We start from the raw sequence: 13,394 nt of genomic DNA on the forward strand, positions 1-13,394 counted from the left end.
GATCAGCGCCCCTGGTTGCGCCAGCGGGTGATGGTGCGGGTAAGGATATCGTCCTCGCCGCCGGCCTGGCGCCAGAGCTGGGTGAAGCTGGGATCGCCGGAAGCCGGGCGCCGCGCTTCTTCCAGATTGTCGAGCGCGACGCGGATCGGCACGGCGACACCTTCGCCGCAGATGATGGCCTCGCGGTTGCGCAGGGCAGGGATCGAATCGAGGAAGCCGCGCGCGCCTTCGGGCATGGCCGCCTTCACGAAGGCCTGGTCGCGGTCGTTGTTGAGGCGCATCGAGATGATGGTGCCGCACTGCGACAGCACGCCTTCGGCAAGGTCCGACGGACGCTGGGTGATGAGGCCCAGCGATACGCCATATTTACGGCCTTCCTTGGCGATCCGCTCCAGGATGCGGCGCACCGCCTGACCGCCGCCGGCGGTGCTGGCGGGGATGTAGCGATGGGCTTCCTCGCACACGAGCAGGATAGGGCGCTGCGGTTCGTCGCGCGCCCATAGCGCATAGTCGAACACCAGCCGGGACAGCACCGAGACGACCACCGAGGTGATGTCGGAGGGCATGGAGGACACGTCGATGATGGAGATCGGCTTGCCGCCCGAGGGCAGGCGGAAGACCTTGGCGAGGAAGGCCTGCATCGAATCGGCCACCAGCATGCCGGAGAACATGAAGGAATAGCGCGGGTCGCCCTTGATCTCGTCGACCTTGGACTTGAGGCGCAGATAGGGGAGCGATCCGGTGCCCTTGTCGAGCTTGCCCATCTCGTTCTGCAGGATCGCGGTGAGATCGGACAGCAGATAGGGAACGGGCGAATCCACGGTCAGGCGGCCGATACTTTCGGCCAGCCGGTTCTTCATCCGCGCGGCGAGCAGGCATTTGGCGAGGATGTCGCAATCCTGGGTGCGCTCGGCGCCTTCGGAGGTGACGAACACCTCGCAATGTTCCTCGAAATTCATCAGCCAATAGGGCAGGGCGAGATTGTTCACGTCGAACACCGCGCCATTCTGCTGGAAGGCCGCGCCATATTCGCCATGCGGGTCGATCATGACGATATGGCCCTGGGGCGACAGGTCGCAGATGCGGTGCAGGATCAGCGCCGCGCTGGTCGACTTGCCGGTGCCGGTCGAGCCGAGCAGTGCAAAATGCTTGCCCAGCATCGAATCGACATAGAGCGCGGCCCGCGTGTCCGTCGTCGGATAGACAGTGCCGATCTGGACATGCGGCCGATCGTCGGCGGCATAGATTTGCTGCATGTCGTAGCTGGACACGGGATAGATGTCGGTGCCGGGTGTGGGATAGCGGGTGACGCCGCGCCGGAATCCGTAGATGCGGCCGGTCAGCTTTTCCTCATCGCCTTCGCCCAGAAAATCGATATCGGCGATGATCGCGCCACCATCGCGCCGGTCGAGCATCAGCGACCGGATGTTGGCGATCAGCCAGCGATCGCCGACCCGCATCTTCACCTGGCTGCCGACCTGGCCGGCCATGGCGAGGCAGGTGTCGGGATCATGGGCCAGCGCCGCGAGACTGTTGGGATCGACCAGGATCTTCGAACTCGACCCGGCGATCTGGAACACCATGCCCAGCGGCTGGTGCATGCCGGCAGACGATGCGGCAGCGCCCGTGTCGTGCGAAAATTGATGTGCGCCCGGCATCTGGGTCATGAGCCTCTATTGTCCCCCGCAGCCGGCACGCGTCCGGCAATCGACCAGATTGCTATCGGGGGGAGGTAAATATTGGATTACCCACGGGCCGAAATGCCCCTTGCGGAACGGCCCATGGAGCGCGGAAATCCGCGCTGATGCGTCCCATGATCCCGCTTCCGGCTCGCTCCGTCGCGCGGGAGGGGGAACAGGAGCGGGTTTCGGGCATTGGAAACCTGCCACAATCAGGATTTTTGCTTGCCCGATATCGTCTTGGCCAATGCGACGCGCCGTTCCGACGCGATCGCGATTGCGCGTGTGATCTGCATTCTGGGTGTCGTCTATGTCCATGCCTGGACCGGACGGAATGGCCAGGATCTGGAATTGCTGCGTGGCTCCCCGCAGGAAGGGCTGCGCTGGGTGCTGATGGAGATTTTCGGCCGCAGCGCGGTGCCGCTGCTGGGCCTGATCTCCGGCTGGCTGGTCGGCGGGTCGGCGCGCACGCGCAACTGGTTCGATCATGTCGGACGCAAGGCGCGGACCATCCTGCTGCCGATGCTGTTGTGGAATGCGGTGGCGATCCTGCTGGTGTCGGGCGCGGCCTGGCTGCTGGGTCTGTCGGCGCCGGTGCCGCAGTCGGGCGGCTGGATCGCCGAGGAATTGTTCATCATCAACCGCAATCCGGACATCAATGTCCAGATGCCGTTCCTGCGCGACCTGTTCCTGTGCATGGTCGCGGCGCCCTTGCTGGTGCGGTTGCCCAACTGGATGCTGATGGCGGTCGCGCTGGTGGCGCTGTCATGCCAGATTGCGGGGCTCGGGCCGCCGGTGCTGATGCGCCCGTCGATCCTCTTCTTCTTCACTATCGGCATATTGGCCCGGCGGGAGGGCTGGGCGGACCGGGCCGCGGCTGTGCCGATGCTGGCAGCTTCCCTGCCCTTCGGCCTGCTGATGGGCGCGCAGCTCTATGTCTCGCTCAAGGGCGGGGCGGGGCTGGCGCCGCTGGCCCTGGCGTGCCTCGACATGGCGGTGCGCATGGCGGCATCGCTCTGCTTCTGGCGGCTGGCCTGGGCACTGGCCGAAAGCCCGGCGCGCGGCCTGCTGATGCGGGTCGAGCCCTATGCCTTCTTCCTCTTCTGCGCCCATCTGATCCTGATCTGGCTGGGCGGGCCGCTACTGGGGCAATTGTTCGGTCCGCTCGGATCGCCGCTCTATCCGCTCTATCTGATCGCCCAGCCCATCCTCGTGCTGGCGGTGGTCATCCTGATCGGCAACCTGATGCAGCGCCTGTCGCCGACCATGGCCGGGCTGATGAGTGGCGGCCGGCTGGCCGCCTCCTGAGGCATCAGGCCAGTTCGCGAGCGCCGATCGCCTGCGCCGCTGCCATGGCGATTTCATAGCTGCGCTTGCGCGCCGCCGGATCGAAGATCTGGGCGGCAATGATCACCTCGTCCACGCCGGTGCGATCGATGAAGGCGGCCAGGTCGCGCTCGACATCCGCCTGAGTGCCGATGCTGGAGGCGCTCAGGACGTCGGACAGCATCGCCCGCGCCTGCATCGGCAGGCTGTCATAATAGCCCGCCAGCGGCGGTTGCAGCTTGCCGGGCTGGCCGGTGCGCAGCCGCACGAAGGCCTGTTGCATCGAACTGGCGACCAGTTCTGCCTCCACCGCACTGTCGGCGGCGAAGATGTTATAGCCGGCCATGGCATAGGGGCGGTCAAGCTGGGCCGAAGGGCGGAAGTCGCGGCGATAGATGGCCAACGCCTCGTCCAGCGCGGCCGGGGCGAAATGGGAGGCAAAGGCGTAGGGCAGGCCGAGCGCGGCCGCCAGTTGTGCGCCGTAGAGGCTGGAGCCGAGAATCCAGAGCGGGATATTGGCGCCTTCGCCCGGCGTGGCCTGAATGCCCAGTCGATCGTCGCCGGCGAAATAGGCCTGGAGTTCGATCACGTCGCGGGGGAACTGGTCGGCCCCGCCGCTGAGGCCGCGACGGATGGCCTGCGACACTTTCTGGTCGGAACCGGGGGCGCGGCCCAGGCCCAGGTCGATGCGGCCGGGGAACAGCGCATCGAGCGTGCCGAACTGTTCCGCGATCAGCAGCGGCGCGTGGTTGGGCAACATGATGCCGCCCGCGCCGATGCGGATGGATGAAGTCGCCTGGCCGATATGGGCGAGCACGACAGCCGTGGCGGCCGACGCGATGCCGGGCATGCCATGATGTTCGGCCACCCAGAGGCGGTGATAGCCCAATGCTTCGACATGGGCGGCCAGATCGGCAGCATCGGCAAGGGCGGCGGACACGTCGCTGCCTTCGCGGACAGGGACGAGATCAAGGACGGAGAAGCGGGTCATGACCGCCATATGGGGCCATGGTCAGTTTTATTTCAATACCGAATATCAGCCGGCGCGACCAAAGCCCTGTGGTTCGACGCGGCGGCCGAAGGTGGGACGGCGCGCGACCAGCGGATTGGCGTCGCGATCGAGCAGGGCCATGGTCTCGGTAAAGCAGGGGCGCAGCGCCACCACGGTCTCGATCAGTTCGTCCGGGCTCTCGCGAAATTCGACGCAGCGACGTGCGACCATTTCGATCTCCTCGGCCATGGCACTGAGCCGATGGGCGCCGAACTGAGCCGATTCGCCCTTCAGCGTATGGGCCGGACGGACGAGGGACACGGCATCGCGATCGCGAAAGGCCTGCTCGATGCTGCCGATCGCCTTTTCACCATCTTCGCGGAAATAGCCCAGAATGCGCATGAAAGCCGTACCCAGCTCCGTGCGGGTCCGGGCAAAATCGTTCCAGTCCACCAGTTCGGTAGCGTGTTCGGGCACCTGCGCACTCCTTTCCTGACGCTCGCGAGATTAGCCGGCGGGCGTAAACAGCCGGTTAAGCCGGCACCTTGCTGAGTGCGAAACGCTGCGGGGAAAGGGCGGAAAATTGCCATCCATGCTGCTGCGCCAGCGCTGCCAGTTCGCGTGGGGCGATAGCGTCGTCGGCATCAATCGTCACATGATCTGCGTCACGCATCGCTCGGGCGGCGCGCAGGACGGGCCAGGGACATTTCATGCCCCTGGCGTCGACATGAAAGGGGGCGGCATCGGGGCCGCCCGCCTCATTTGGCATAGGGGTTCTTGGCGCTGCGCAGCGTCAGGCGCACCGGCACGGCGCCAAAGCCCAGTTCCTTGCGGATGCCGTTCACCAGATAGCGGCGATAGCTTTCGGGCAATTCGTCGAGCCGCGTGCCGAACAGCACGAACGTCGGCGGGCGCGTCTTGTTCTGGGTGATGTAGCGCAGCTTGATCCGCTTGCCACCCGGTGCCGGCGGCGGGTTGGCCTCGAGCGCGGCTTCGAACCAGCGGTTGAGCACGCCGGTCGAAATACGCTGCGACCAGGCAGTGCGGGTTTCGAACGCGACCTTGATCAGGTCATCGAGCCCCTTTCCGGTGGCGGCCGACACGGTCATGATCGGCACGCCGCGCACCTGCGCGAGACCGTCGAACAGCGCCTGCTTGATGCCCTGATAGAGGGCCGAGCCATGTTCCACCGTATCCCATTTGTTGAGGGCGACGATGAGGGCGCGGCCTTCCTCCAGCACCTTGTCGGCGATGCGCAGATCCTGCGCCTCCAGGCCGCGGGTGGCGTCGAGCAGCAGCACCACGACTTCGGCGAAGTTCACGGCGTTCAGGCCATCGGACACGGCCAGCTTTTCCAGCTTGTCCTGCACCTTGGCGCGCTTGCGCATGCCGGCGGTGTCGATCAGGCGGACGGGGCGTTCCTCACCCTCATAGCTGGTCCACATCCAGTCGACGGCGATGCTGTCGCGGGTGATGCCGGCTTCCGGCCCGGTCAGCAGTCGATTCTCGCCGAGCAGCCGGTTGATGAGGGTCGACTTGCCGGCATTGGGACGGCCAACGATCGCGAGCTTGAGCGGTGCGCTCTCCTCGTCCTCGTAAAATTCCTTCTCATGCTCCTCGCCATCCTCGCGTTCGAGATAGGGGAGCAGCGCCTGGAACAGGTCGGCCAGGCCCTGGCCATGTTCGGCGGAGAAGGGGATGGGTTCGCCCAGGCCCAGTATGAAGGCTTCCATGACGCCGGCTTCGGTCGCCTTGCCCTCGGCCTTGTTGGCGACCAGGATCACCGGGGCATCGCCCTCGCGCAGCCAGCGGGCGATTTCTTCGTCCAGCGGGGTGATGCCGGCGCGGGCATCGACCATGAACAGGGCGACGTCGCAATTCTCGACCGCGGCCTGGGTCTGCATGCGCATGCGACCGGGCAGGCTGTGGGGATCCTCATCCTCATAGCCGGCGGTGTCGATGATGGTGAAGTCGAGGCCCAGAAGATGAGCCTCGCCCTCGCGCCGGTCGCGGGTGACGCCGGGCTGGTCATCGACCAGCGCCAGCTTCTTGCCGACCAGGCGGTTGAAAAGGGTGGACTTGCCCACATTGGGCCGCCCGACAATGGCAACTGTGGGCAGCATGATGTGGGCCCGTTTCCTTTCTATCGCTGCCCTTAACGCAGCGCCGTCAGCTTGCCGTCATCGGCAAGGATGTAGAGCATGTTGTTGGCGACCACCGGCGAGAGCGACATGGACTTGTTCATGTCCACTGCCTGCTGGATGGTGCCGGTCGCCGGATCGACATAGTTCAGATCACCATGGGTCGATACCAGAATCAGGCGGCCACCGGCAAGGACCGGGCCGGTCCAGCGGATCGCCTTGTCCTTCTTCTTTTCCTTCTGCCAGCGGCGCAGCTGGCTGATCCAGCGGATCTTGCCGGTCGCGCGGGCGACGCAGAGCAGCTTGGCATCGCTGGTGACGGCAAACACCCACTCACCTGCGATCCAGGGGGTGGAGATGCCGGCGATGTTGATTTCCCACAGGCGCTGGCCGCTGGTGAGTTCATAGGAGGCCATGCGGCCGCCCTGGCCGATCGCGAAGACGCGGCCGCGGTCGATCACCGGATCGGCGTCGATGTCGGTCAGCGAGGCGACGGCGGTGGAGATGCTGGTGCGCGATAGCGCATCGCCCCACAGGGTGCGGCCATTTTCATAGCGATAGGCGTTGATCTCGCCCGAGCTATAGCCCGCGATCACCGTGCCCTGCGCGGCGGCCGGAGCGGCCACGCCGAAAATGCCGGTCACCTGCAGCGTGCCGCTGTCGGTCCACTGGGTCGCGCCGTCGCTCTGGTTGAGGGCGAAGATCTGGTTGTCCTGACCCATCACATAGACATGGCCATTTTCCAGCGTCGGGGCGCCGCGCAGCGGGCCACCGGGATGAACCTTCCACCCGATCGAGCCATCGGCGACGTTCATCGACACGACGTCGCCCACGCCGGTGCTGGCGAACAGCTTGTCGCCCAGGACGCTGACGCCGCCGCCGAACAGGGCGCGGCCATTGCCCTCGGCCGGAAGGCTGGTCTGCCACAGCTTCTGGCCGGTGTTGGCATCCATCGCGATGACATGGGCGCCGGCGTCGATCACGAACAGCTTGCCGCCGGACACGACGGGGGCTGAGGCAAGGCGCGCCTGGGGCGTGCTGCCTTCGATCGATGCGGTCCAGGCCTGCTGCGGCGCTGCGCCCAGCGCCAGATGGCCCATCGCCTTGGACGGATCGCCGCCCGGCTGCGACCATTGGTCATTGGCGTAGGATTCGGGCAGGGTGACGGGCACGTCGGCCAGGGTCGGATCGACTTCGATCCCCTGTTCGTTCGACAGGATAGAGGTGCGGTTGCCGACCACCGGGGTCTTGGGGCCGCCCTTCTTGCCGCCGACCACGCCGCAGCCCGCCAGCATCGCAACCAGGGCGACGGTGGTCAGGGTACGGCCCATCGGGCCGAATTTCGTGATGCTGTGCTTAGCCATGCGCTTGCTTATCCCTGTACCGGTTCGGCGGGCGTTTCGACCGCATCAATTCCCAATAGCCCCGCCATCTGTCGCGCACGTGAACGGATCGACTGGGGCACATTCTCGTCCTTGGCCATGGCCGCGAACATCGGGCCGGCCAGTTCGGGCTTGCGCATCTTCATATAGGCGATGGCAACCAGTTCGCCGGCGCTGCCGAACCATGGTGCGCCCTCGACGGCGAGGGGCTTGAGGCGATCGACCACCTGCTGCGGCTTGAGCGCATCGAATTCGATCGTGGTCTGACGGATCAGGGCCAGGTCGCGATAGGGCTGGTCGAGCGAGTTGTCCGCCGCCATCGCCTTATAGGCTTCGATCGCGGCCTTGTTGTCGCCCTTGCGCGCGGCGAGGCCGGCCTTCACCAGCAGGGCGGAGGCGCGATAGCCGGGCTGGCTGGCCTTGGCCAGCGCATCGACATCCTTGGCATCGGGCGTGCCACCACCGACCGCCGTCGCCAGCATCTTGTCCATCTGTTCGGACACGGCTTCCGACTGGGTCTTGCTGTAATGCTGCCAGTAGAGCCAGCCGCCAAAGGCGGCGAGGCCGACGATCAGCAGGACGGCCAAGGCGCGGCCATAACGCTGCCAGAAGGTGAGGAGCTGGTCCTGGCGGACGGCGTCATCGACCTCGCGCATGAAGGCTTCGCTGTTTTGCGGCGTCAGGGCCACGGGAATCTCCGAAAAATGGTCATTAGGGGCAGCCGGAAGGCGGGATCATTAGCGGCGCAGCGTGGCCACGCAAATCACTTTTTCGGCCGATAGACCTGATCATCGCCCGGAAAGCTGCGATTGCGCACCTCCGCGGCATAGCTTTCCGCCGCCTGGCTGATCGTTTCGGCAAGGTTGGCGTAGCGTTTCACGAAGCGGGCGGTGCGTTCGAACATGCCCAGCATGTCCTCCGCCACCAGCACCTGGCCATCGCACCGGGCCGATGCGCCGATGCCGATCACGGGTATGTCGACGCTGGTCGTGATGATGTCGGCCAGTTCCTCCATCACCCCTTCGACCACCATGCCAAAGGCGCCGGCGGCCGCCACGGCCTTGGCGTCGCCCAATATCTTGGCATGTTCCTCCTGGCTCTTGCCGCGCGCGCCATAACCGCCCAGCGCGTTCACCGCCTGCGGCGTCAGGCCGATATGGGCCATCACCGGGATGCCGCGCTGGGTGAGGAAGCGGATCGTTTCCGCCATCGCCTCGCCGCCTTCCAGCTTGACGCCGGCGCAGCCGGTTTCGGCCATGACGCGGCTGGCGCTGGCAAAGGCCTGCTGGGGCGATGCCTCATAGGAACCGAAGGGCATGTCGACCAGCACGACGCTGTGATAGCTGCCGCGCACCACGGCGGCGCCATGGGCGATCATCATGTCGAGCGTGACCGGCAGGGTGGAGGGCAGGCCATAGATGACCTGCGCCAGCGAATCGCCGACCAACAGCATGTCGCAATGCGGATCGAGCAGTTGCGCCTGACGCGCGGTATAGGCGGTAAGCATCACCAGCGGCTCGTCGGTTTTGCCCTCGAACTTGCGGCGCTGGATCTGGGGCACGGTCAGCCGCTTCATCGGCGCGGGCGTGGGATTGGCGCGGCTGGTCGCGGTGTCGAGCGTGAAGGTCGTGGACATGGGGCGCGGTCTAGCCCAGCGCGGGGCGGCGTGCAAATGCCGGACCGGCCGGCGCGGCATGATGCGCGCGCCGGCCGGCCGTCCTGTCCGTGTCCGATCGGATCAGAAGGAGAATTTGATCGTGCCGCCCCAGGTCTGCGGATCGCCGACCTGGCCGGCGATCAGGCCGGTATTGCCCGGTGCGACCTGAAGATTTTCGATATAGTTGACGTCGAAGGCGTTGCGCACCCAGCCGAACACATCGAAGCCTTCGCCGCGGAAGCCGGCGCGGACGTTGGTCAGGGCATAGCCCTTCACTTCGGTGTAGATGGATGGTGAGGCATTGCTGTTCCAGTGCGAACGGTAATTGCCGTCGACGCCCAGATAGAGCTGCCCGTCCTTCGCCAGCAGCGTGACCGGGATGTTATATTCCGCGCCGTAGGAGAAGGCCCATTTCGACACGCCGGGCAGGTTCTGACCCGAAATGTCGCACTGGCGCGGGCTGAGTGCGCCGGGGACGCCGGGCTGCGAATAATCCGGGGTGGCGCCCGACGGCTGGTAGGTGCCGCCGGACAATTCGGGCGGACAGGGCGCGTCGACGAACTTCTTGTACTTGGCGTCAGTGAAGGCGCCATTGGCATAGGCGGTGAAGCGGTCGCTGGCGACGATCTTGAAATCCGCCTCGATCCCCTGCGAGCGGACCTTGCCGGCATTGGCGAGATAGCCGCGCACCGTACCGAACTGGCCGCCATTCACGGTTGCCTGAAAATTCTTGATGTCGGTGCGGAAGGCGGTGAGGTTGAAGGTCGCCCGGCGATCTAGGAACTGGGTCTTGAGGCCGATCTCATAATGATTGACCGATTCCGGCTTCACCGTGCTGGCGTCATAATTGACGGTGTTGTCGGCGTTAAGCGGCAGGCCATTCTGGTTGATGCCCAGCGTCTTGAAGCTCTTCGCATAGGTCGCATAGGCCAGCACGTCCGGCGCGATCTTGTAGTTGACGTTGAAGTCGTAGGTGAAGTTCCAGGCGCTGTCGGACGGGGAGCTGACCTGCGGCTGATAGACGCCGCACTGCTGCGTCGTCCCCTTGATGGTGCCGGGCTCCGCAACCGTGGTGCAGCTGATGGCCTGGCCCTGCGCATTGGTGACGACGCGCTGGTAGAAGCCGGACTTCTTGTCATAGTTCAGGCGCACGCCGGGCTGGATGGTCAGCGCGTCCGTGACCTTCCAGCTGAGCTGGCCGAACAGGGCGGCGCTGTCGGCCTTGAGCCATTGCGTGTTGCTGGCGGTCAGGCCCGCCAGAGTGGCCGGAATATTGGCGGGGTTGTTCGGGTCGGTCGAGGGGGCAAGGCTCCACTGGGCGGCATCTTCGCCCTGCTGTTCGGTGCCCTGGGTGTCGATCCGCTGCTTGAAGCCGAACAGGCCGACGACGAAGTCGATGTGCTTGCTTTCGTAATTATAGCGGAATTCCTGGCTGTACTGGTCCTGCTGCGACGGGTTCTGCGACCTGGAGACGATCGACAGACCGGTGAAGTCGCGGTCATTTTCCGGCTTCCAGTCCCAGAATCGCCAGGCGGTGACCGAGGTCAGCGTGCCGGGGCCGACATCCCATTTGATCTTGGCCGACACGCCGCCAATCTTGTTGCCGGCATTGAGGTTGGAATCGAGGTCCGTCAGCCGGTCATAGGGGTTGCGGCTGGGCACGACATAGCCCTGGGCAGCGGCCAGCGCATCATATTGGCGATTGAGCGGACGCTGGGTCTTGCCGACGCGCACGAAGGTGGTGCCGCAGCATTCGGGATCCTGCTTGCTATAGTCGCCCGACAAGGTGAGGCTGAAATCCTCGGTCGGCTGGAACAGCAACTGGCCGCGAATGCCCAGATTGTCCTGCTCGTTGATCCAGCGTTGGCTGGTCACATTGTAGAGCGTGCCGCGACGACTGGTCGCGGCGACGGCGATGCGGGCGGCGATCGTGTCGGTCAGCGGGCCGGAAATGGCGGCCTTCGCCTGCTTGTAGTTCAGATTGCCGACCGTCAGTTCGGCCCGGCCCTCGAAGTCGAAGGTCGGCTGGTTGGTCGTGATGTTGATCGCGCCCGCCGTGGTGTTCTTGCCATAGAGCGTGCCCTGGGGGCCGCGCAGTACTTCCACCTGGTTGACGTCGAGAAAGTCGAAGGTCGCGGCGGCGACGCGGCTGTTATAGACATCGTCGACATAGATGCCGACGCCCTGTTCGAAGCCGTCGCTGGTGAGGCCGAACGGCACGCCAAGGCCACGGATGTTGACCGAGGTGTTGCGTGGATTGGTGGTGTAGACCTGCAGCGTCGGCGCGAGCTGCTGCAGCTTCACGATGTTGAAATTGCCGGTCGCCTCGATGCTGTCGCCCTTCACCACGGAAATGGCCAGTGGCACTTCCTGCGCGGTTTCCTGGCGCCGGCGGGCGGTGACGACGATCACGTCGCCGCGCGGGCTGCTGGCCTGCTGGTCATCGGCGGCAGTGGGTTGGGCCGCTTCGGCCGCAAAGGCGGCAGGCGTGACAAATGACGCGCTCGCCACGCTGGCGAGCAACAGAAAACGCGCAATCATGTTCTTCCCCTTGGTTCCGGAGGTCCGGTGAGTTTTGATCGCGGCGTTTCCGGTGGTCCGGTCAAAGCCGTGCTGGGGTCGTTTCTGGTGATGCGGCGTCCCCAGTGCCGCATCGGCATGCCATCCCCGACATGCCCTGATCTATGCGCTTGCCCTCCCCTGATCGGTCAGGCGGTCAGACGCGTCTTTTCGGTGACGTCGATCTGCACGACGCGGGCGTCGTGGACGGTCAATGTGATGGAGCCGAAGCGCAGCCCTTCCAGCACGTCGCGCACCTTGTCGATGCTGGCGATGATGTCGGGGCGCTGGCTTTCGGCGCGGCTGTGGCGAAGTTCGATGGTTCTATGTTCGGTCATGTTCATCCCTCTGGCCGCGTTTTAACTCAACTGCATTAGTAGACAAAAAAGCAAATATAAGGGGCGCGCAAGATTCTCTTGTCGCGCCCCGGCGATGTCTGGGGCCGATATCAACTGGTCATGCGCAGCCCGTCGGACGGGCGATCAAGCCGCGCCATCGGCATGGCCGGGCGCATCTGGCGCACGGCGGACGCCTGTTCCTGCGCATTGTCGATCAGCCGTTCCAGCAGCGCCTGGCCAAAGCCCCAGGCGCCCAGTCCCGAATCCGCGTTGATATGGCCGCTATGGCCGGCATCGACGAATTGGCTGCCCCAATTCTTGCCGATGCTGTGGGCGCGTTCGAAGAAGATATAGGGGTCGTTGCGACTGGCGACGAGGATCGACGGGAAGGGCAGGGGCGTACGCGGCGTCGGGCCGAATCCACCGATCGTCTCGGGCGTTTCCATCCGGTCGCAATCGGGCGGCGCGACCAGCAGGGCGCCGGTCACCGGCCAGCCATAGGCCTGGCTTTGCAGGGCGCCCCACCAGGCGACGGCGAGGCAGCCCAGGCTGTGCGCCGCCAGGATGACCGGGCCGTCAGCCTGGCGAATGGCGGCGTCGAGCCGCGTGACCCAGGCATTGCGATTGGGGCTGGCCCAACTGCCCAGATCGACGCGCTGGCAATCGCCGCGTCCGCTGTCCCACAATGTCTGCCAATGATCCGGGCCGCTGTTGTTGAGGCCGGGGATTGTCAGCACGACCGGCTGGCGCGCGTCACCCGAATGTCCGAATCGCTCCATTATCCTTATCCTCGTCCTATATTCTGAGCCTCCCAAAATAATACTATTCATCTGGTAGACAATGGGCGAGCGCCGAAATGTGTCAGAATCTGGGCAACCTGAATGGCAGATAAACGGGCGCGTCGACCCCATGGCCGCGCGCCCGCATCAAGCTCCTGAACGGGCGGGGAAAAGCTACCAGGGGTAGATCAGCCCATAATATTGGTAGACGTTGCGGCCATAGGCATCGTCGAAGGCCGGCCGGTCCTCGTCCAGATAATGGGGCGCCTGTTCCAGCACCTCCTTGGCCAGTTCGATCACATAGCCGCCCTTGTCCGTATCATAGGCCAGCATCGACCAGGGCAGGGGGTAATGTTCATTGCCCATGCCCAGGAAACCGCCGAAGGACAGCAGCGCATAGCGCACATGGCCGCTGCGCTTGTCGACCATGAAATGGGATATCTTGCCAAGCCTGTCGCCCTGGCGATTGTAGACGGCGGTGCCCTCGACCCGGTCGGATGCGATCAGGTCATGGCGATGCGCGCTCATCATCTCGGCCATTG

At 65.0% G+C, this 13,394-nt stretch carries 13 protein-coding genes; 1 reads left to right on the top strand and 12 read right to left on the bottom strand.

The window, feature by feature from the left end:
• Positions 1-2: 2 nt before the first annotated feature.
• Positions 3-1,667 (bottom strand): ATP-binding protein, encoded by a 1,665-nt coding sequence (locus ACI6S0_RS00865; RefSeq protein ID WP_434404631.1) that lies wholly within the window; start codon positions 1,665-1,667, stop codon positions 3-5.
• A 237-nt stretch (positions 1,668-1,904) separates the two neighbouring features.
• Here ACI6S0_RS00865 and ACI6S0_RS00870 point away from each other — a divergent pair, with 237 nt between their 5' ends.
• A complete protein-coding gene (locus tag ACI6S0_RS00870) occupies positions 1,905-2,987 on the top strand; it encodes an acyltransferase family protein (protein WP_434404633.1) in 1,083 nt (360 codons plus the stop codon).
• Between the two features lie 4 nt (positions 2,988-2,991).
• Here the strand turns inward: ACI6S0_RS00870 and ACI6S0_RS00875 are convergent, their stop codons facing one another.
• The 11 genes from ACI6S0_RS00875 to ACI6S0_RS00925 form a co-directional block, all read right to left on the bottom strand.
• Positions 2,992-3,996, bottom strand: coding sequence for an LLM class flavin-dependent oxidoreductase (locus ACI6S0_RS00875; RefSeq protein ID WP_434405890.1), 1,005 nt, complete (start codon positions 3,994-3,996; stop codon positions 2,992-2,994).
• Between the two features lie 45 nt (positions 3,997-4,041).
• A complete protein-coding gene (locus ACI6S0_RS00880; protein ID WP_010338559.1) occupies positions 4,042-4,473 on the bottom strand; it encodes an Hpt domain-containing protein in 432 nt (143 codons plus the stop codon).
• 55 nt (positions 4,474-4,528) lie between these two features.
• The gene (locus tag ACI6S0_RS00885; protein WP_026109037.1) at positions 4,529-4,765 is read right to left on the bottom strand and encodes a sulfurtransferase TusA family protein; all 237 of its coding nucleotides are present in this window, start codon (positions 4,763-4,765) and stop codon (positions 4,529-4,531) included.
• Positions 4,755-6,119, bottom strand: coding sequence for a ribosome biogenesis GTPase Der (gene der, locus ACI6S0_RS00890; RefSeq protein WP_010338561.1), 1,365 nt, complete (start codon positions 6,117-6,119; stop codon positions 4,755-4,757). The genes ACI6S0_RS00885 and der overlap by 11 nt, the downstream gene beginning before the upstream one ends.
• Before the next feature lie 32 nt (positions 6,120-6,151).
• Positions 6,152-7,501, bottom strand: coding sequence for a PQQ-binding-like beta-propeller repeat protein (locus ACI6S0_RS00895; RefSeq protein ID WP_004210733.1), 1,350 nt, complete (start codon positions 7,499-7,501; stop codon positions 6,152-6,154).
• An 8-nt stretch (positions 7,502-7,509) separates the two neighbouring features.
• Complete coding sequence (locus tag ACI6S0_RS00900) at positions 7,510-8,208, bottom strand: tetratricopeptide repeat protein (RefSeq protein ID WP_434404635.1); 699 nt, start codon at positions 8,206-8,208, stop codon at positions 7,510-7,512.
• Between the two features lie 74 nt (positions 8,209-8,282).
• Complete coding sequence (panB, locus tag ACI6S0_RS00905) at positions 8,283-9,155, bottom strand: 3-methyl-2-oxobutanoate hydroxymethyltransferase (protein WP_004210735.1); 873 nt, start codon at positions 9,153-9,155, stop codon at positions 8,283-8,285.
• Positions 9,156-9,257: 102 nt separating this feature from the next.
• On the bottom strand, positions 9,258-11,717 hold the full coding sequence (locus tag ACI6S0_RS00910; protein WP_434404637.1) for a TonB-dependent receptor: 2,460 nt from the start codon (positions 11,715-11,717) through the stop codon (positions 9,258-9,260).
• A 167-nt stretch (positions 11,718-11,884) separates the two neighbouring features.
• Positions 11,885-12,073, bottom strand: coding sequence for a YezD family protein (locus ACI6S0_RS00915; RefSeq protein WP_010338565.1), 189 nt, complete (start codon positions 12,071-12,073; stop codon positions 11,885-11,887).
• Between the two features lie 110 nt (positions 12,074-12,183).
• Complete coding sequence (locus ACI6S0_RS00920) at positions 12,184-12,852, bottom strand: RBBP9/YdeN family alpha/beta hydrolase (RefSeq protein ID WP_010338566.1); 669 nt, start codon at positions 12,850-12,852, stop codon at positions 12,184-12,186.
• 174 nt (positions 12,853-13,026) lie between these two features.
• The gene (locus tag ACI6S0_RS00925) at positions 13,027-13,392 is read right to left on the bottom strand and encodes a PRC-barrel domain-containing protein (RefSeq protein WP_037511472.1); all 366 of its coding nucleotides are present in this window, start codon (positions 13,390-13,392) and stop codon (positions 13,027-13,029) included.
• Positions 13,393-13,394: the final 2 nt, after the last annotated feature.

Source organism: Sphingobium sp. DN12 (assembly GCF_051058005.1).
Classification (GTDB): Bacteria; Pseudomonadota; Alphaproteobacteria; order Sphingomonadales; family Sphingomonadaceae; genus Sphingobium; species Sphingobium yanoikuyae.